Genomic DNA, 21,165 nt, shown 5'->3' on the forward strand with positions numbered 1-21,165 from the left:
CTATTCAATACAGTAATTCCTTGTGTTTTAAATTCGGCCATGTCGTAAAGGATATTAGCCGCTTTTTCTAAACCGACTGTTTTTGTTATCATTTTTTTCAGGCTGTATCATGCCGCTTTCCACCATTCGCATCATATCTGGAAATTGGGAAACAGGTATATTTGAAGACCCGATTATCTCTAGTACTTTTACGATTATGAGATCAATCGGAATTTCAACTTTTCCTTTTTCATCTGTGGTATCTGACACTTCCTCGTTAAGCTATAAAAAGAATAGTAAGATGTTCATTTCTCCAAACAAAAAAAAACACTCACAAACATTGATATATCAACATTTGCAAGTGTTTTATCCCGCTGTTTCTTCTTTTTACTTATCTGTTTAATTGTTTCACTTTTATAGGCTTATTTTCCCTGCTTAGTTTGATGATTTCCCCGATAATACTGATTGCAATTTCTTCTGTTGTTTCCGAGCCAATTTCCAATCCGATTGGAGAATATACCTGCTCCAACTGTTCTTGTGTGACCCCTTCACTTTTTAATTTTTCAAAAATGTTTATGACCTTTCGCTTGCTGGCGACCATCCCAACATATGCAATCGGAAATTGCAGTGCAGTTTTTAATGCAATATCATCACGATCTTTTGTAACAATCACAACGTAAGACTGCTCATTGAGGTTGGCCTCAAGCATTGCCTCTCCAATATCCTCATTTACAAAAAGGTTGGACGCATTAGGAAAGCGTTCCTTCGTACAGTAACCAATCCGATCATCGACAACGCAATAAGGATATTCAAGAAAATCAGCAAGCTTTGCCAACGCATAGCCTAAATGACCGGCTCCAGCCAGAACGAGTTCTGGCCTGCTTTTATAGACTTCAATAAACACCCGCAACGTTCCGCCACAATTCATTTGAATTCCGTCTTTTGCATGTTTATTCAATTTGTATTCAACGATTTTCGATTGACCCTTTTGGAGCGCCTTTATACTCTCTTCGATAATATAGTGTTCAGCCAAGCCCCCTCCGACAGTTCCTTCTATCGTACCATCACGGTATACAATCATTTTTCCAACATGACTGGGAGTCGAGCCTTTTGATTCAATAATCATGGCTAAAGCAAAGGTTTCGTTTTGACGTGTCAGCATGGCCACTTTTTCCATCAACAGCATTAGTAGCTCCCCCTTTTTTTAAACATTAATTCGATTGATATTGCTTCATGCAAAGAAAATAACGTAAAAGATTTAAGGCGACTGTTTTTCTGTATAAAGCAGTGGAGCGCTGATCGTCAATTGGTTTAATGATTTTATCGAAGGCTGCCACAATCTGAGCGATGTCTGCATCTGCTAATGGTATGGTCTTTCCATACAACTTCTTCTCAATATCAATGGAACGAACCATAGTAGGTCCGACCGCCCCGAATGCAAAGCGAACATCCTCGATCCGAGCACCATTTATCCGGATATATCCCGCAAACGATACTTTTGCAATTGCATCTGCGTTGCGGTTGCCGACTTTCTCAAAAACAACATGTGAACCATCTTCTACAACGGATGGCAAGATAATTTCAACCAACATTTCATTGTGATGACGTTGAACCCTTCGTGGACCTTGAATAAAATCACTAATAGCTACTACACGATCACCATGAACGGAGCGCAGCAAAAGTTTTGCGTTGTATACATATAATAATGGCAGTGAGTCCCCAGCTGGAGAAGCATTGCAAATATTTCCTCCCAATGTCCCTCTGTTTCTAATTGCCGGTGCCGCAATCGTTTTGATTGCATTCTTTAATGGTATTGGAGTTAACGGGTCTTCAAGTAAATCGCTATAGGTACAGCAGGCACCGATGTGGAGATCCTTATGATTTTGATACACCCGCTTTAGCTCAGAAAGGTGATCAATAAAAACAATCGGTTTAGGGATTTTCGGGGGGACTCCCCTTCGACTTTTATGAAGGACCATGACATCTGTGCCTCCGGCAATGAGCGAACAGTTTTCTTTATTCAATTGGCTCAACGTTTGGTCTAAACGATCGAAGCGATACGCGGTTATTTTCTCTGCCATAAGCCGTCCCCTTTTTTAGCTGCAAGCTTAATCGCATCAACAATCATATTGTAGCCCGTACATCGGCACAGATTTCCAGAAATACCTTCACGAATTTCAGCCTCTGAAGGATGAGGGGTTTTGGATAATAAAGCTGCACTTGCCATGACCATTCCAGGAATGCAATATCCGCATTGTACTCCTCCGGCAATGGAATAGCTCTCATCTAAAATCTTAAATTGTTCCGTTTCCATGATCCCTTCTATCGTTTGAATATCGGCTCCATCAATCGAGCCAATTGGAATAAGGCAGCTGTTTTGCAGGAGGTTGTTCACAAAAACACTGCAGGCTCCGCATTCTCCTTCACCGCAGCCTTCCTTTGTTCCGATTAACTCAAACTCATCTCTTAATAAATCTAGTAATCTTTCTGTGGCTGGGGCGACAGTTTCAACCGTTCTTCCATTAAGCGTAAACTTAATCAACCTCTTCACCTTCTCTCATCCAAAGACTTTCAATAATGACTTCTGGTGTAATTGGAATTTGCTGAAAAGAAGTTTGCAGTGCATCCTCAATCGCTGCTTGGACGGCTGGAGCGCCGCCGATTAATGTCAATTCACCTGCCCCTTTCGCCCCGTATGGACCATCAGCATAGGGATTATCAAAGACCTTGCTTTCGATTGAAACAACGTCCAATGAAGTCGGAGGTCCATAATCTGATATGCTTTTTTGTTGGATTTTTCCTTGCTTTGACGTCATCTTTTCTAGATAACCGTACGCTAATCCTTGAGCTAAACCACCATCAATTTGGCCTTTCATAATCCGTTCATCGATGACCTTCCCAACTTCATAATTGCAGTATACTTTTTGCAACTTTACATTTCCTGTTAATCGATCAACTTCTACTTCAACGATATTAACGCCCCATGAATAAGCCGGGTAGGCATCTCCAGTGAAGGTTTTCTCGTCCCAAGGAATCATTTCACGGTGTACATAGTTCTCAACTATTTCCTGTTCCACCCCTATTTGCCACTTACATTTAAGTTTTTTTGCGGCACGTTCAAGCAATTTTCCCACGATCATTGTCGTCCTGGAGGCTACTGTTGGACCGGAGTCGGGAACCTCTTTTGTATCGGGATAAGGGTACAAAATTTCTTCGTACGGGAGGTCTAGTTCTTTGGCGACAATTTTACACAGCGTCGTCAAAATGCCTTGTCCTATATCAGAATTTGAGATTTTTAGCGATACTTTGTCGTCCTTTGATTTAACCAGCTTCACCGTTGCTTTAATATGATCTCTTTCGCCACTACCTGTAAATCCACAGCCGTGGAGGAACAGCGAAGTTCCTATGCCTTTTTTATAGCGCTGATTTTGCTGATTGAAACGCTGAAACTCCCCTTTTTTCTTATTGTAATCTGACACATTGAGTAGGTCCTCAATCATTTCTTCCATTAATATTGGGTCGCGGAATTTCCCTTTGGTGATGGTAGGGTCTCCTTGTTTGACGAGGTATTTTCGTTTATATTCAAGTGGTTCGATGTTTGCCAGTTTACTAAGATGTCCAATATGACTTTCGATTCCGGCAAAGCTTTGTGGAGCACCAAAGCCTCTGAAGGCACCGTTCGGAACTGTATTGGTTTTTAGACAAAAGCCTTTTGCATGAAAATGCGGAATTTTATAAACACCCGCACTGTTAATCAATGCGCGCTGCAGAACGACAGAGCTCAATCCCGTATTCGCTCCGCCATCAAGAAAAATATCAACACACATGCTCAAAATATTTCCTTCCTTATCAAGGGCTGTTCGATATTTGAGTTTGGCTGGATGCCTTTTCGTTGTAACCGCCATATCCTCAGAACGGTCGAACACGAGCATCACCGATTTTTTGACTACTTTTGCAGCAACGGCTACGTGACACGCCATCATCGAAGGATAATCTTCTTTGCCGCCAAAACCTCCGCCAGTAGGGCTTTGAACAACTCTGACTTCATCGTCACCACATGCTAAAGCGCTTAACAATGCATTTTTTATATAATAAAGACATTGCATCGATCCCTGGACAACAATTTCATCATCCTTATAAATCCCGAGCATTCCCTGTGGCTCAAGATAGACATGCTCCTGATAGCCCGTATCATATTCTTCTTCGATGATTTGATGAGCTCCCTGTTCGATCTCTGAAATGTTCTCTAAGCTTTCTCCAAATTCATAGCTTGCTAAACACGCGGTTGTTGATTTATTTTTGATTGCTTCATCCAATGTATAAATAGCCTGATGTTCTTCAAATTCAATCTTCACTTCATTTAACAAACTGTACAGGGTATCCAGATCTTTTCCAACGAGCATGAGAATCGGCTCACCAATATAATTGATCCACTCATTGGCAAAAATGGGCTGATCTTCTTTGATAATTTTGACATAATTCGGTCCGGGGATATGCTCTGCTCCAACAGCTTCATATCCATCCGGAAGGTTTGGTAATTGAATAGATATGATTTTTCCATAAGCAATTGGCGACCGATATAAAACACCATAAACCATATTCTCTACTTTCACGTCACTAATATAGGCCAACTGGCCAGATACTTTACCTTTATGGTCCTTTTTGTGCACAGAGGTGCTTATGTCTTTTAGATTCATTCAACAACACCCTTCGACTCATTTTAATAGACGACATATTATGAATAAAAACCTCTTCCTACGATTTTATAAATAAGAATGATATTTTATGATTAATTTCATTCAAGAATATCGGTGTTTTTATTTGTTTTTTAGACTTTGTTAATCTTGACTGTTGATTGCAGCAAGTGGCACTTCGCTTTCCGCGCGCATTCGGTGTGAATTCGCGCCTGTAGGTTCTCACTTAAACCTTATTTCCTTTTATATTTAATAATTTCGGTTTGATTCGCCCTTGAAAATTGCATAAAATAAACAGAAATGAATCATTCCTTACATTATTTCTAGTAAATAAAGCTTTAAATAAAAAAAGCCCGATAACGGAGCTTATTCGAAGTTGCTAATATAATACGTTTACTCTTTCATGTGATTTCAGATAATCGCAATAGTATATAATTACATAATGTATGTGTCATACATTACAGTCTTCATCAATTAATTTTACCTAGCGAAAATGAATGATAATAATCAATGGCTTTTTGGTAATCTTCCAGTGTATCAACATCAATAATTACTCCTGGGTCATCTACATTTACGTATTCCTTTTCGAACCCCCCCAGGACCACACGCAAATTACTTTCTGGATTGGTATCGAGAATTTTCAGTTTCACTTCGCTTGATAATTTGATGGGGTGACCACCTTTATAATTAAAGCTGGGAATAACTACGTTCCCTTTGTGTTCTGCTATTAGCTGAACGGTCTCTTTTTTAACAAGCGGACAATCTCCGGGTGTTATAAAGAAGGTTGGGGCATTTACTTCGTTGCAGCCCCTTTGAATGGAAGTAAACATTCCCTGGTTAAAGTTTTCATTATAAACAACCTTTATCTGAAATGAAAAGGTATTTTTATTGCAGATTTTTGAAATTTCCTCCTGAATGAGTTCCTCTTTAAACCCAGCTACGATGATGACTTTGCTGCATAATCCTTCAAATTTAGAAATCGTTTGCTCCAACAAGCTCATTTGCCCCAGTTGCAAAGTCATTTTAAATGCATTCGCTCGGCTTGAATATCCAGCAGCTAAGACGATGGCTTCCATTTTTTATCACCCTAATCTTTCGTTTAATCTTAATCATCTATTCGTTTTGTCACTTAAATCCTACATCGTTTACATCCCATCCAGAGTTATGCCAAACTTTGTTTCACTATTGGTGAAATTTTAAATTTGAACGACATAACAACCAGGTCCACACCAGACATTTCTCTCTACCACATTTCGAATTTCTTTCGGTAATGAATGCCACTTCTTATTAGTAGCAAGCGAAACCACTTTACAACGAAAATCTTGTTTTTTGCCTTCTTTTGCATTTTTAGCTTGCCTACGAGTATTTACTCATCTTTATCCATTTTTCCACCTTTCAATGACATTTTCTTTTATAATCCTTATGATCTATCATTCTTTAATAGACCATTACGCCTCAATAGCTTTTTACCTTTTCGGAGGTATCACAAAAATGGCCACTAGAAAGGTTCTAGTGGCCAACATACATCGTAGAATTCACATAACTAGAACAATAGGAGTGAACTTGTCGTCTTCCTACCTATTAGCTAATCGTTTAGGGTTCACATTCTTGAAGGCAATAAAAACTGTTTTCCTTTTTCAGCTCAGCAATTTCTAACAATGCCCCAGTTTGTTCATTCATAACACGAGCTGGAAAAGGCAGTCCATTCTTGGACCACCATCTCTTGAGAAGCGGAACACGACTGTTTAAAGAATCCGATATCGAAGCTTTACAAGTAATTAAATGTCTAAAATCCACTGGGATGCCTATATCCATTTGCGTTCGGGAGTTTCCCTCAACAATCTGGCCCTAAAAACAAGAAAACGTCAAGTTGAGGGTAAGACCGAATGATAAAAAAATGGGATGTTGATATTCAAAAAAAGAAAAAAATAGTGCCGAATGAAAGACCACTCTGCTCTATTTTTTAATATTGTTATTTTCCTATTTCCAAAGCTTCTTTCGCATTTTTGAGGTCTTGAGAAACTTGTTCTTTGATATCATATGCATGGTACATCTCTTTTTCTATCATGTATTGGGCAATTTTATCATGCAGGTCAATTGCAGTTTCAAGTTCTCTTTTTAATACTTTCTTTACTTCTGGTGTTGCTGTCTCTGTAATTGCCACCGCCAATGATCTTACACCGGATTTGGCAGACAGCAGCAAGTCAGTTGCAATTGTCTGATCATCAATAATATCTTTAAGAGTATTTAACTTTTCTGTTTTAGTAGTCATATATATCCTCCTTTTATGCTTCTTCCAAAATTTTTGATAGATCTTTGACCGCTTTAGTGGATGCTTCGACATCTTCTTCTAATATCTTCTTTAAATCTTTATCTTCAACAAGTTCTAACATAGCTGTGCCTTTCTTTACACAGGACGTTTTAAATAACAAAACTTCATGTACTTCTAATTTTTCATGCATAGCAAGGTTTTTTGTAGCCACTGATAAATCCCTCCAATTTTTATTAATCTTACTGTTTTGATAAGTACCCGATTCCCTCATAAGTAAACATATATTGAAAAAGTGACAAATGCTGATAATTAAAAAACGTTCCCTACAATGTGTAAGAAACGGGATTATTTACGCTTTTAAATCTTAATCAGATACCAGTGGTAGGAGTCAAACCGATTGATTTCAAATTTTTTAAAATATGCCCTTTAGATTCTAGTAAAATCCCTCCATTCTATTGGTAAAAGTCCTTGATAATTCTGAGTAAGAAAACGATCGTCAACTAGAATACTCACTCCTTGAATTTAACAATAATAAATAAAGTGTGGTCATAGTCAATTAGGAATCAGAGCCAATAGATAATTGCTATAGCAATCAAAATTTATTCGACACTTGACCTCAATTAAAAACCTTGAGAGACAATCAGCCAATCAAGGTTCTTAAAAATGCTTTCTATATTTTATGTATATCAACAACATTGCCTGGTGATTCACTCAAGAATTTTAATATCTTTATTTTCCAGGACATTCAAAGGGTTTTTCATGAATGTCCTACTTGAAATTTGCATGATAATCCCTATCCTCACAACAATGCTTTTTCGATTACACCCTCATGGTATAAGTTAAGCACCTTTTACTTGAATGGTTCCTTTTGTTAAATTTTAAGCTGACTTTTAAAAAAACTGAACCTTCATCAATAAGCTAATACTTTAACCACATCGAAACTCAATATTTTATTTAAAATAATATATTTGATAGATAAACAACTACCGTAACTGTAAACATACTACATAAAGTCGATAATAAAACGGTTTGTGCAGCATATTCAGGATGATTTCCATATTCCAAGGCAAAAAGGGAACTATTTCTTGAAGTAGGGAACGAGCTTGCAATAAACAATGCCTGTGCAATTGTACCTTCTAAACTAAGTATTAAAATTGTGACAAACGCAATACAAGGTGCCAATACTAGTCTGCAAAGAATACTTAGTACCAATGGAGTGGATAACCTATGAAATTTTATAAATGCACTCTGTGCCCCAAGTGTAATGAGAGCGATCGCCAGAAAAGCATCTGATGTATTTTCTATCGGTGTCCAAATAAATTCTGGAATTCTTATAGATGGTGCTTGGAGAAAAATCCCTAATAAAAAGGCATAGAATACAGGGTTTTTTAAGAATATCTTCCTTGCTTGAGATCCTTTACTATCAACAGATACAGAATTAAATAATCCATAGGTATAAGTAAGAAGATTTTGAAAAATCATAACAACAACTTGGATAGATAAACCTAACGGATTATGCTGAAAAACAAGTTGACTCACAGGTAATCCAAAATTGCCAGAGAAAAAAATTATATAATTCAGACCCTTTCATTGTTACTTCAAAAAAATACATATTGCAATCAAAATGATAGAAAACGAATAATCCAGAATATAAGTAATCTTTTTTCTTTTCCCATATAATACTTCCCACTTAACTTTTTAGATTATTTTAACATAAATGTATATAATTATATAATTCTGAATATTGTTTCATTATGTTATAGTAAAGAGGTCAATATTTCGTCATTTATTTGACAAAAGCACTTACCGGGCTCTTGCCCGGTCTTTTTCTTTTTTTATAATCGCTTCCCTATAAATAAAATTTTATTAAGAACCCTTCCTCCGTTGCTTAGCCCTATTATGCTAACATCTAGTTTTTTTTTTGACTAAACGATTTCTTTTTTCTTCACTACGACTGATTCCCTGACACATAAAGATATTGCTTGGTGAGCCATTATAAATCCTCTTTTCACCCTTGAAAAAAATGTAGGGAGAAGATATTCTCCCTAGAGATAGTTTATTTATACTTTTCAAGTGCTTTGTTAACTGTATCTGTAACTTTATCTAAATTAACTTTTGGTGTACCATTTCCTCGTATAGAATTTTGTACTGCATCTACGAGTTCGTTCCATAATAGTTGCCCTTCAGGTATAGCCGGCCTATGATGAGAATTTTCCAAAGCATCTATAAACTCTTTTTGAATAGGATCTTTAGTGTAATCAGAAGTTTTGTTGACAGAAGGCATTGAAGAATATAGTTCATTTTCATTCAATAAACGCTGTCCCTCTTCTTTACCGGTAAACTCTAAGAATCTCCATGCTTCATCAACACGTTTGGAACCTTTAGGAATAATAAATGCATATCCACCGGGCCAAGTATTGAAATCTTTCCCTGTTGGCGTAGGAATAGGTGTGACACCATAATTTAAGTCTGGCTTAAATTTTTCAATATTTGAGACTGACCAATTCCCATCGACTTTCATACTAAGCTGACCTGTAATGAATGGGTCCATCCCCCCTTCACCTTGAGAATTTGTAAATCCATCAATGTCCTCTACATTATATTTATTCGCAAAATCTGTCATCCATTTTAATGATTCAACAATTTTAGGATCATTCGCGGTTACTTTACCTGTTTCCTCTTCATAAAAATCACCGCCGAAAGCCCATCCCCAAGTATAAAGCCACCCTTGTGCATACCAAGGTATAAAACCAATCCTTTTAAAGCGATTTCCGTCTTTAAGGGTTAATTTTTCAGCTGCTACTTCTAATTCACTGATGGTTTTCGGAGGATTTTCCGGATCTAAACCCACTTCTTTAAAATGATCTTTATTATAGAAAAGTAAACGTGAACCTACATTAATCGGGATTCCAAATAATTTTCCTTTATAATGTGATTGTTCCCATGCAGATGGGTAATACATGTCCTCTGTAATTCCGGATTCAGCAGCCATATCTGTTAAATCTGTTAATGAACCTTGTGCAGCCCAGGAAGCAATTTTAAATCTATCAAAATAGGCAACATCAGGGGAATTACCACCAGCGATCGCTGTTAGAAGCTTTTCGTCTGAACTTTCATTTGATGCTGTATAAACCATTTTAAATTTAATATCAGGGTTCTTTTCTTCAAAAGCTTGTACAGTTTTTTCTAGATTCTTTAATTCACTGTCTACTAAATTATGCCACAATGTAACAGTTGTATGATCATCACTATTTCCTCCATCTGAACCTGATGAATCAGAAGAACAACCTGTTAAAAACAACGAACTTATCATTACAGCTATAATATTTAAAATAGTTAATTTTTTAAGTTTTAATATCATAAAAACTCCAACCTCTCTTTATTAAAATATTAATAAAAGACATGAAGCAGCATATAAATTTCTGCAAACAAAAATCCTGGTCAAAAGAGAAAAATATCCTTATTCCTACTAACTGATAATTCGTCAATCTACTTCAACATTGTAAAGAAAGTTATAAATAAGGAATTTTTAACTACCTTCCAGGATTTTAAGTAATCCTATTGTATGAGAAGAATATTGTCATTTAGTCTCTATTCTTTCGATAAGTTCTTGGAGATTTTCCCTACTTTTGTTTAAAACTTCTATTAAAATGGGTTAACGTATTGAATCCACAAGCATAACAAATTTCAGTAATTGGCAATTCAGAACTCTTTATTAGGGATTTTGCAAACTGAAGTCTTAATTCTTGTAAATAACTTTGAAATGATATTCCAGTTGCCTTACTAAAATATTTGCTAAAATAAGTTGGGGAAAGCTGTGCTTCCTTTGCAACCTGTTCCAAAGTTAGTCTCTCACGAAAATGATGCTGAATATATGAAAGTGTTTTGGTGATATGTTTGTTTTCAAAATTAATAGACTTTTGTTTGATGAAACCTTTTTTTTCACCAGATCGTCGAATAAATTCTATTATTATACGTTCCAAAATATTTTTGTTCATCAATTGGTTCCCTATATTCAAGCTGTGTTCCTCAGCCCATAACCTTTGAAACTCACTCTCAATATAGAGTATATCTTCTAATTTTATTACAGCAACATTCTCTACCATTCTACTGAATAACATCTCTTGTAAGCCGTCTCTTAACATTTCTTCAGAAAATATCACATTATACAATTCCACTTTTGACCCATTTTCAACATATATTTCATGAAAATCAGCAGGAGATAACAAAAATAAATCACCTCGTTTCATTGTGTAGGAAATACCATTTAAAATTTGCTTTCCCTCGCCTGAAACAACAAAACTGAGCTCATAAAATTCATGCCAATGTAATTCTATATGTTCTTGAATTGTATGATAAAATATACGAAATGGGGAAGAAGGTACCATATAATGTTGGTTAGTAAGACGTTCTGGTTGTTTATAGTTCAATTTACTCTTCCCCTTTTATCCAATTATTCACAAAAAGAATAGAAGCTATTTGTTTAAACAAAAGGCTGTTCCTAAAACATTTTTAATCAAATATTTTGGGAATACCTGTATACACAATTACATTTAACCTGGTTTATTGCCTTGGCACTAAGCTTTTCAATTTCTTCTTTAAATCTGCTTGCCATCCAAAGATTAATAGTCCACAAATCACTTAAAGGTTGATTAGTGTAAGGTAATGTGTGCATATAAAATGGAGGAGGACCAAATTCAGGAACAACAGTTAAAAAAGAATGACCATCTTCTTTACGTTTTAAATAGATTTGTTTCCACCAATTTTCATGTGTTATCAATTCATTTATATACTCAGGAGCCCTAGGATCAGGCACTTGAGGACCACCAGGGTATCCTACACGAAGATGAATTTGATACGCCCTTTTTATTACAATTTCTAAATTTTCGGATTGATCTTCTAATAATGATTCACATACAGAACACCAGTGGCTAAAGTCCGCATTTATTTTTAGATCATTAATATCATTTAGAAGTCTCGCCGTGTTCCATGGAGTGAACATAGATCTCCCTCGATGTGTTTCATGAACAATTGTAACATTTGCTTCTTTTTCAATTTTGACAGCACTTTCAAAAAAATGTAATTGATCATCATAAAACATGTCATCTTTTGCACTATGAGAATTAATAAGGAGTGGACTGAATCCTAGTGCACGTTCCACTTGTGATTCAAACGAGGCTAAATAGTCTCCTCTAGTTACTACTTGTGGTACGTAATCTAATTCATATTTCTCAAGAAGCTCTTTAAATTGATTTTCAACATCTTGATCTGGTAGAGGAGATTCTACTCCTTAATATCCTGCCTCTTTTATCTTTTTAAAGCATGTTTCCAAAGGCTCTGTCATTCCCCATAATGCTTTAACTAATTTTAATTCCAAATTATTCCCTCCCGAGTGTTTACACATTTACAAATGGATTTCCAGCAATATCTTTTCCCCGTGCTAACCAAATTTTATGACTTTTATTTTTCTCAAGATCGACCTTAGTTTCTGTCGAAAAATAACGCATTGTATACCCACAGCGACGATAAGGACTTTTATTTTCTGAAGCGCCATGAATAATGCGTGAATCATGAAGAGAACATTCACCAGGTTCTAATTCAAAACATACAGCATTTGTTGTATCTACGTTTTTAATTTGGGTATCAAATAAGTTTGTTGACTTATCGACTTCTTCGTATTCAGAAAAACCATTAACATGTGTACCCGGAATTACGTACATAGCTCCATTTTCTTTTGTACTCCGGTCAAGAGCAAGCCAAACTGTAACAATTTTATCATAGCGATCGACTCTTCCTTTCCAATATGCAGAGTCTTCATGCCAAGGTGTTGCACGTCCAACATAAGGATCTTTACAAATAAAGTGACTCGACCACAGCCCAATATTTGGTCCAAGAATCGGTTCAACAAGATCTAGCACTTCATCACTTAATAAAAAATCCAACAATCTTTCATCACGAAAATGCGGTGTATCTAATTCATCGGAAAGTTTGCTTCCTTTTACTTCAAGTTGATCTTCAAAAATATTTCTCAACGTATTCATTTTGTCTTCCGAAAACAATTGCTTTTTCTGCAACCAGTAACCATTTTCTTGATAGTACTTAACACTTTCTTGAGTTAAGGTAGTCATTTTCATCACGCCTTCTTTAACATTTATTTGAATTAACTGATTTCATTGTATTTGAAAGCGCTTATAAATACTTATCTTATTTTAAGATATACTTTGTATTTTCTGCTCAAGATGATTAATATCACACAAAATGTACTTTAACATAAAGAAAAAAGCGCAATTCTCCCTGCCAATTGCGCCCTTTAACGAAATATCATTCGACGATATTAAGACCTTTTTAAATATTTAAGATATTGCCGAAAAACCCCGATTACGGTAAAGCCGTCCAAATACTTCGTGATTGTTCCTTGGTGGAAAAACAAATGCCATCTTCCATTTATTAATTTCCAAATAAAACTATGCTGTGAATGCTGATTTCTAGTATTATCATTTACACGATATGTAGATAGGACCACATCTTCTGATTAGGTATGTAGCTTAAATTCATAAAGGTATTTTTCCCTACTACTAACCACGCAATCTTTCAGACAATCCTCTCTTCACCACACATACCCTGAACTCCCATATTCAAAAAAAACTTCCGCTAATATGCTTTCAAGTTCGTTAGTATCTTGGCGAACTACTGTCTTCAATTAACTTTCCTCTAAGGCAATAAATGCTCTTTTTGAGTTGAAACACTTTACATCCTTTAACCCCCAAAAATAGTGGTTTTGGTGAGTCTTATCAATACATTCATACAAAATTCGCTCGTAGTGGTAACTTTGTATCATTGTGGTCTGCAACATCCCCCCTGTGATTAGGTCATTTCAAAAATATTGATCAACATTCAAAAAATATCTCTTAATCAATTCATCTCTTGGACTTATTAATTGTTTCACTATCCGCAAGAGCTTTCTTATTTTTGTTAGTATAGATTCACAAATTAATACATAACTTGAAGCTTGTTTCCCAATATTCCCAAGTCTCTCTACTTCATAACTTTTCACTACCTATTTTCCCCTGCATTCTCATCCCTCATTTCCGAATTTTTTTTAGGACAATGTCCTCGTGTCCTAGATGCATCTCCATGTATATAGTGGATGGGGAAAAGGTATTTATTACTGATGGCATACCAAAACCTTTTGTCGCCTTCAACCTCAATGATTTTTGCTGGTTTTTCACCACATATAACTTAAGAAATAGAATTATTGTTAATAGTTCCTGAATATATGTATGGTACCTTGTGCTGCTGCTTATTCCACTCCAACTCTATTTCAAGAATCTCTTCTTGTTTTATACCATTCTTGTCAACATTACGGTATTCAATCCACTTTATTCTTTCAGGAAGTTCATCTGGAATCTTAGGATTGTAGCAAGATCACTATACTAATCACCGACTAAACGTCTATCGTCCGCATAAAGGACAAATCTTGCAAATATCCCATTTGCTAAGTCTTCATCTATAAATGCTTCTACAGGAAATTGCTAATAAACGAATTAATAAAGAAAAAAAAGCGCCTTCTACCGAAGTAGAAAACGCTTGATATTATCGCATATTCTCGTGTTATTGTACGTCCCATATAACGTAAAGTCGGTGTGAAAGCACCAAATCACTATTTATTTTGATTTTAACATTCGAAAATCATTCAACTAAATTCCGAATTTCTTTTAGTCACCTTGATAAGGTTACAATTTAATATTTCAGTCGGCCATCACGATATAAAATATAACCTGCTGCATATCTGTTTTATATTTTAGTGTTTGGACAGTGTATCACTCAACAAGCTGATCCTCAATAAAATGCATTCTCTTAATTACCTTCCCTTCCTTACTTTTGTCATAACTATAGTATTCTTTTTGTGGGTCGGCATCTGACCAAATTATTGATGCAATCAGATCATGCTTATGATGCTCTATCCGATCTGTATTCATGTAACTTTCATCAGGCTGCCAGTCTTTTGGCAAATCGTCACTTTCCCTATAGAAGTACATATAAAAAATCCTGTTTTTACCTTCTATTACTTTAATTTCGCCTTCAACTGGATGATCCTTACTGTATTTTCCAACTAATTCTTTCAATTGTATTAAATCTTTCGGTGGATTTAGAATCAAATAGTGCTTTCTAACAGTCACTACTTCTTCATCCTTTTTACCAAAGACCTCTTCTGTATTGTCAATTTCGAAAATCTTTGTTTCCCCACTTGATTCCTCATTCTTTGTACATCCAATTAAGTATAATGGAATTAAGAATATACCAATCATCAAAACTAGAATTTTCAAATTAACTTTAATCACTCAATTCCCCCTCGAATGGTATATCCATTTCCATTAAAGTAACAAAGGGCTTATATTCCCCATCATATTCATCATAATGCTGTAAGACAAACCAGGCACGAAATCCTGCTAAGTTGACGTACACCTTCTCAACATCTGGCTGATCCAACCCAAAATGATCATATAAACGAACATGCATGACTCCTTTAAAGTGATTCTGTTCTACTGAAAAATCTTTTACGGATACCGTATTCCCCCAAGTATCATTTACAGTAATTGTAAGTCCACCTATTCTATCACTCCAAGTGCTAAACGTCGGGTAAGAAGCTTCCTGCTGTATATAGTTATAAAATTCATTTGTTTCCTTTGTATTTTCATCAAACTTAAGTGCTGCCAAATTACCTCCATTTTTCTCTAGCTCATCAACTAATGCATTTTTGACTAATTCAACATAGGCTTTCGTTGTCTCATGCTCACTCGCTTCTTTAGTTAAAGTCTGGTTACTATACTCTTTACCAGTTCCCTCTTCAAAATGATCAATCATATCTAAAACAACATCTTCCATATCTCCCGTAGAATATAAGCTTGTTGACATTATCTCGAACTCATCAAAGAGAATACTTGGGAAATAAGATTCAAGTAATTGGAATCTGAACATCCAGTTAATGTCTTTTATTTCATCTTCTGTATAATCATTAGTTTTCATATCATTAGCTACATTTCCATATTCATCATGGCCTTCTGGTCTATCTGATTGATGAATTACTAAATTGGATAAATCAGAGTACAACGGTCTCAAATCCTCATTATCAAACTTTCCATCTCCATCACTATCTTTTCGGTCAGGAAAACTGGTTGGAAAGAAACCTTCAAAATGAATAGTAATTCCGAAAATCTCTCTCGTGAAAGTTTTAAATTGACCCATTTCTTGCCCATCGGTTAATCCATCTCCGTCAGTATCTTTCTTGTCGGGATTTGAGTAGATTATACCGTATGGTGTTTTCATTCCTACAATTTCATAAGTATCGTATAAGCCATCCCCATCTGAATCTGTTATATCAATTCCTACATCACCTAATGTATCTTCTTCGATATCAATTGAAGCTTGATCGTACTCTCCACCTGTTCTTATTGCAATATTGTGAAGCTCATTTACACCATGCGTCCTTGAGTAGTCTATTTCCCTACTCCAAAGCTCCAACCATTTTGTCTTATCAACAACAAGATATTCACCAAAGTGAGTAGTTTCTACACTTATTGTATTCTTACTAGTATCTAACACAGCGTTAAAGCCTTCAAACATTTCCTCATCTTCATTATACCAAATGATGGCTAGATCATCTTCCAACGTGTCTCCTAGCTTCGATTCATCATAAGTAAACTTAATGCTTGCTTTCTCAAATTCTGATTGCGTATTGATACTTACAGGAGAACCAATAATACCGTGTAAATTAGTTGTTTTAATATTTACTTTGTTTGTGCTGCTAATTCTAGTCGATTTATTAATATTATCCTTTGCACTAAACTTAACTTCTACACTTTTAATTTCTAATTTATCAGGCAGAATCAATGATTTACTAATAGATTGTTTATAGAGTTCTTGTGAATCCTTGATCTCGTCATCATCGCTGTCTGCAGCATTCGGATTTGTCTTTAAAGCATATTCATCTCCATCACTTAACCCATCGCTATCCGTATCATACTTATTAGGTAATGAATCAAACTGATGTACTTCAAATCCATCAATTAAACTATCTTGGTCTGAATCTTTCTTAATTAAATTTGTTTGATATGCCTGCTCGTCTTTATTATTCAGGCTGTCTTCATCGCTATCTTCATCTGCATCACTTATGCCGTTATGATCTGTATCATATTTTGTCGGTGAAATAAATGAATTTATCTCATATTCAATATTGTCCTGCAATCCATCACCATCTGTATCCGTTTTAAATGGATTCATTCCCTCTAGGAATTCTATTCCATCTGTTATAGTGTCACCATCCGTGTCAGAGGTAGATTCAAAGAGTTCTGTGTTAAATGTATAGCCTGATTTTTCAATTCCGAATAATACTTGTTTATATGCATTTTGATAGGATTTTGATGCAGGGATAGCTAGATCTTTTTCTAGAAACTCATTAGCTTTTTCAGACATTTTCACAGCGTTATTCAAATGAGCTTTTAGTTGATTTCCTTTGTTATCCGTTTGATCAGAGATATCCGTTAAGATGCCGATAGCATTTTTATTGACAATTTTATCCGATAAATAAAAATTAAAGAGTATATCTGCAATTAATACTTCAGTTGGTTCATTAAAATCGTTTTTTGATACATACCCCCACAGACATATTGTTAACTTATGTTTGATTTCCAAGAGCAGATCACTTTTTAGAACCACTCCTTTTATATACTCCTCTTGAACTGCTTGTTCATATTGGTTAATCAATTGTTCAAACATATCAAGTTCATTCATATCTTTTTGCTTAAAGTTTCCGATTTTATCAAATTCTACAATCAGATTATCTAGTGCATTAGAATCAAACTTAGCATTCGTATCTTTTATGACGGTTGCGAAACGCTTTAATTCATTTATTGCAACCTTCTCATAGATTATTCCATCTCTGGTATCCTCATAGAATTCATATTCACTTAACCACTGTTTTACATTTTGCTCACTAGAATTCTTTTGTTGTCCTTGATTAGCTTGGTTATTACCCTTGGCAACCACTGCTTGCCCAGATCCGCCGAAAACTATTGCAAAGGTCAATAAAAAACTCAACATACTTTTCACTTTATTTTTCATAATGAAAATCTCCTCTATAAAAATATTAATTTAACCTATAAAAATATAACTATATAGAGTGAAGTGACATGTATTTACTCTGGTAGATACTTATAAAACTGTTGTTGACTTTTATAACGCAATTTTATTTGGTTTAATGATCGAAGCATACGATATCTTGGTTCCCATCCAAAGAGATTTTGTCAAAATCCTTGAGATATTGTCATTGAATCAACTCCTTTATAAATGTAATTTTTAAACATAAACTTGTCGGTCGGTACTTATTAATAAGTTATATACTGGTATTGTGAGTTCCTAAAGAAAACCCTCCTTCAAAACTAAGAACCAGTATCAAATGCTGGATAATATTTTTTTCAAATAAATACCTCTTTGTTTTTTTGGTGAAATAAATCTTTTTTTTACAAATAAAGTATAATTTGTAAAAAAATATAATCATCAGACTTATGGTTTATTTTGTAAGCGGTTAAAAGTCGTGTTTCTATCATATACAAGATTAAAAACTTTTTTGTGTATAGTTATAGGAGAAAATGCAACTTAGCTACTCTATTATTTGTATACTCTATACAAATCTAGTTAACATAATGAAGCACTATCAGAAGTATGCCAAAAAGCCAAACCCTTATGGTTCAAAGGTTTGGCCTATATTAAAGAAGCTAGGAGCTAGATCTACCCATTTTTGGTCTGTGAAAAGTCCATTTGGGGTATCGTCATAACAAACAATAAAGTCGTTTGAAAATCTAAGTTTAATTCCATAATAGCGCCCGTTTGCTAAAAAATATTTTGTTTATCATCTTCAGACTGAATTTAAACAAAAAACTATTTTGTTGAGCTGATTTCATAAAGATAGAAAACATAATCAGTAGGTACACTTGGGTAACCCTGTTGACATATCATCGCAGTAAGATTTCCTCGATGATACGTTCCGTAGTTGACTACATGATGAACCAATTCGGAAAGATGAGTATCTAAACGTTCGAATTTAGGATGTTCAGGGAAAACTTCTTTATCCAAATCACTTTCATTGTTAAGAAATTCTTGATACTCTTATGACAAATGATGAAACAACATTTCCATTTCCTCAAAACCCTTATTCTTTGTTTACTCTCGTGCCTGAGCGATGAAAGCTTCATTTATACTTTTTTCATGCATCACACCAAGCCATAGTGTATATAACGGAACAACTCTATTGTCACTTAACAGTTCCTTAATCTACCTTTCAATTCAAATGTTCTGTTCCTTTTCACTATAATAAAACGTAATCGACAGAAGAAAATTAAGTTTAACCCACCATGGAAAAATTACCTGTCATTGGAGCTTAATTTTTACCAATCCTATTAATGGAGGTGGTAATCATGACAAATCAAAATCCTATTAAGTATACTGGGAAGGTTCTAGATCAACGAAATGACCTTACTGGACCTGACGATTCAGGCAAGGCATTATATCCAAAACGGCCCAAGCATGTATCGATCCAGGATCCTAAACGAAAATAGATCAGACTCTGACCCCCAAGCAGTGATGCATTTTCCAAATGGGGGTCAGCTTACTAGACATAAGAACATACCTTAGTCTACGAAGAGAAAACGAAAATACCCAAAAAAATAAATAAAGAGCAATTAATAGTACAGATACATTACACCTGATTTAATTTCTATAGCTCTCAACCATTGTAATTATCAATAAAAATAAAGATATTATAATTAATTTCCCTGTAATTAGTTGCATAATAATGCTCCTAGACGATTATTGTAGATATAAACTTAACTATATTTTTTGGAATAATTTAGAAGGAGAGTTTTTTCATTTATTTTGAAAATGAGTTACTCAACAATCTAGTCCTTAAATGAAAAGAAGCACTAATTCTTGTTACAGAAAAGCGCCCGATTGTTAAAGATCTTAATATTAAAGAATCAATATTTCAGTAATATTTCTTCTTGAACTAAAGCCCCTGTTTAGCTAAAGCAATGATTAATTCTTAACCTCAACAATACTTGTGAACGAGCATGTCCTTGAATTTCTTTATCTCGAAGGGGTAACTTTCATCTTTAAATTGTTTCTTATTAAACATACATCGTCGTTAGCACCATAAAAAAAGGAGTTGCCGCAGCAACCTCCATTCTTAAACTCAAGCAACCCATTAGCGAAACATGCCCTCTGATGCTGAGAAATATAATCTTAAGTTTATCGCCACTCAACAATCTCATCGAGATTTTGTCTTGTTTTTGGACGTTTAGGATCCTCTTGCCGATATCCAAAAGCGACCATACAAGCTACACAGAAATCATTGGCGTTAATGATACCCTCATTTTGTAAAATCAAGAATATGGCACTTAAATGAAAAATGAGCGCTTATCCTTGTTCTAGGAAAGCGCCCTTTTGTTGAAGAAGCATATTTAATTCTTTACTCCTGTATTTTCAATGACGCGCTTCATCGTTTGAATTCGTCCCAAATGATTTGCTTCGTGCAGTAATGCCATACCGGCTAATTCTCCAAAGGTTTCAAGTCCCATAAATGGTTTTTCCAGCGTTTCATTTAACCGTTCAGCAGGAATTTGTTGAAGACGAACTAATTGATCTTTCAACTGTATAACTAGCTCACCTACGGTAGGTACATCGCCTTTCCAATCAGCCGGCTTTGTGCCGTTCCCAAATAATTCGATATAGTTTACCGGAAGATGGGTCGTTTTGTGGGGGAAGCCGAACATAAACTGTTCAGTAACCGTTAATACATGGCCGACATGCCATTGAATCGTGTTGTTAAAACAGTCTGGTTGTACATTTACTATTTCCTTCGAAACTGATTCTACATTTTTAATAAAATAACCTCTTGTCATCCCAAATTGTTTAAACACTAAGTTAGTCATACCTTTCTCCCCTTTCGAAATATCGACACTTCCATAATATACCATGAATATAGATGGATTAGGTAACATTAAGTGTAACCTTGAAATATAATTTGATTAAATTCACTCTATAAACCTTGATAAAAGAGCAAAAAGAAAAAGCATGTTTTGAAATAATAGATTCAATTGAATCATTCTTTTATAAAAAAGCTTCATCATTTCTGAGATCTTTCTTCAAATAAAGCGCCCGATTGTG

17 protein-coding genes and 2 pseudogenes are annotated in these 21,165 nt (G+C 35.1%); 2 read left to right on the plus strand and 17 right to left on the minus strand.

What is annotated here, in order from left to right; all coding sequences use genetic code 11:
• Positions 1-54 precede the first annotated feature (54 nt).
• The 6 genes from I7822_RS06240 to I7822_RS06265 all read right to left on the minus strand — a co-directional run bounded on the left by I7822_RS06240 (position 55) and on the right by I7822_RS06265 (position 5,749).
• The gene (locus tag I7822_RS06240; protein ID WP_207976105.1) at positions 55-249 is read right to left on the minus strand and encodes a hypothetical protein; all 195 of its coding nucleotides are present in this window, start codon (positions 247-249) and stop codon (positions 55-57) included.
• A gap of 121 nt (positions 250-370) precedes the next feature.
• Complete coding sequence (locus I7822_RS06245; protein ID WP_207976107.1) at positions 371-1,165, minus strand: XdhC family protein; 795 nt, start codon at positions 1,163-1,165, stop codon at positions 371-373.
• A gap of 25 nt (positions 1,166-1,190) precedes the next feature.
• Positions 1,191-2,060 carry an FAD binding domain-containing protein gene (locus I7822_RS06250; protein WP_243459293.1) on the minus strand — a complete coding sequence of 290 codons (870 nt, stop codon included), beginning with the start codon at positions 2,058-2,060 and terminating at the stop codon, positions 1,191-1,193.
• Entirely contained in the window at positions 2,045-2,521 is a 477-nt protein-coding gene (locus tag I7822_RS06255; RefSeq protein ID WP_207976109.1) for a (2Fe-2S)-binding protein, read from the minus strand. Before I7822_RS06255 ends, I7822_RS06250 begins: the two co-directional genes overlap by 16 nt.
• A complete protein-coding gene (locus I7822_RS06260) occupies positions 2,514-4,676 on the minus strand; it encodes a xanthine dehydrogenase family protein molybdopterin-binding subunit (protein WP_207976110.1) in 2,163 nt (720 codons plus the stop codon). The genes I7822_RS06255 and I7822_RS06260 overlap by 8 nt, the downstream gene beginning before the upstream one ends.
• Positions 4,677-5,143: 467 nt before the next feature.
• Positions 5,144-5,749 (minus strand): nucleotidyltransferase family protein, encoded by a 606-nt coding sequence (locus I7822_RS06265; protein WP_207976111.1) that lies wholly within the window; start codon positions 5,747-5,749, stop codon positions 5,144-5,146.
• Between the two features lie 650 nt (positions 5,750-6,399).
• Between I7822_RS06265 and I7822_RS29795 the strand changes: the two are divergent.
• A pseudogene (locus I7822_RS29795) lies at positions 6,400-6,483 on the plus strand (MerR family transcriptional regulator); the annotation flags it as partial.
• Between the two features lie 162 nt (positions 6,484-6,645).
• Here the strand turns inward: I7822_RS29795 and I7822_RS06270 are convergent.
• The 10 genes and pseudogenes from I7822_RS06270 to I7822_RS29800 all read right to left on the minus strand — a co-directional run.
• Positions 6,646-6,945, minus strand: a complete 300-nt coding sequence (locus I7822_RS06270; RefSeq protein ID WP_207976113.1) for a spore coat protein — start codon at positions 6,943-6,945, stop codon at positions 6,646-6,648.
• A gap of 13 nt (positions 6,946-6,958) precedes the next feature.
• The gene (locus I7822_RS06275) at positions 6,959-7,156 is read right to left on the minus strand and encodes a spore coat protein (protein WP_307847688.1); all 198 of its coding nucleotides are present in this window, start codon (positions 7,154-7,156) and stop codon (positions 6,959-6,961) included.
• A gap of 743 nt (positions 7,157-7,899) precedes the next feature.
• Positions 7,900-8,484: an AEC family transporter gene (locus I7822_RS06280; RefSeq protein ID WP_307847689.1), complete on the minus strand. Its 585-nt coding sequence runs from the start codon at positions 8,482-8,484 to the stop codon at positions 7,900-7,902.
• A gap of 517 nt (positions 8,485-9,001) precedes the next feature.
• The gene (locus I7822_RS06285; RefSeq protein ID WP_243459294.1) at positions 9,002-10,306 is read right to left on the minus strand and encodes an ABC transporter substrate-binding protein; all 1,305 of its coding nucleotides are present in this window, start codon (positions 10,304-10,306) and stop codon (positions 9,002-9,004) included.
• Positions 10,307-10,568: 262 nt separating this feature from the next.
• Positions 10,569-11,375, minus strand: a complete 807-nt coding sequence (locus I7822_RS06290; protein WP_207976115.1) for an AraC family transcriptional regulator — start codon at positions 11,373-11,375, stop codon at positions 10,569-10,571.
• Between the two features lie 86 nt (positions 11,376-11,461).
• Positions 11,462-12,106: an IolE/MocC family protein gene (locus I7822_RS06295; protein WP_207976117.1), complete on the minus strand. Its 645-nt coding sequence runs from the start codon at positions 12,104-12,106 to the stop codon at positions 11,462-11,464.
• Between the two features lie 235 nt (positions 12,107-12,341).
• The gene (locus I7822_RS06300) at positions 12,342-13,073 is read right to left on the minus strand and encodes a phytanoyl-CoA dioxygenase family protein (RefSeq protein ID WP_207976120.1); all 732 of its coding nucleotides are present in this window, start codon (positions 13,071-13,073) and stop codon (positions 12,342-12,344) included.
• A 1,692-nt stretch (positions 13,074-14,765) separates the two neighbouring features.
• Positions 14,766-15,287, minus strand: coding sequence for a hypothetical protein (locus tag I7822_RS06305; RefSeq protein WP_207976122.1), 522 nt, complete (start codon positions 15,285-15,287; stop codon positions 14,766-14,768).
• Entirely contained in the window at positions 15,280-18,066 is a 2,787-nt protein-coding gene (locus I7822_RS06310; protein ID WP_207976124.1) for a DUF3289 family protein, read from the minus strand. The genes I7822_RS06305 and I7822_RS06310 overlap by 8 nt, the downstream gene beginning before the upstream one ends.
• A gap of 816 nt (positions 18,067-18,882) precedes the next feature.
• A pseudogene (locus I7822_RS29800) lies at positions 18,883-19,095 on the minus strand (DinB family protein); the annotation flags it as partial.
• A 323-nt stretch (positions 19,096-19,418) separates the two neighbouring features.
• Between I7822_RS29800 and I7822_RS06320 the strand changes: the two are divergent.
• Positions 19,419-19,559 (plus strand): hypothetical protein, encoded by a 141-nt coding sequence (locus tag I7822_RS06320; RefSeq protein ID WP_207976125.1) that lies wholly within the window; start codon positions 19,419-19,421, stop codon positions 19,557-19,559.
• A gap of 900 nt (positions 19,560-20,459) precedes the next feature.
• Here I7822_RS06320 and I7822_RS06325 read toward each other — a convergent pair.
• Complete coding sequence (locus tag I7822_RS06325) at positions 20,460-20,930, minus strand: DinB family protein (RefSeq protein ID WP_207976127.1); 471 nt, start codon at positions 20,928-20,930, stop codon at positions 20,460-20,462.
• Positions 20,931-21,165 lie beyond the last annotated feature (235 nt).

Source organism: Metabacillus bambusae (assembly GCF_017497975.1).
In the GTDB taxonomy this organism is placed as follows: Bacteria; Bacillota; Bacilli; order Bacillales; family Bacillaceae; genus Metabacillus; species Metabacillus bambusae.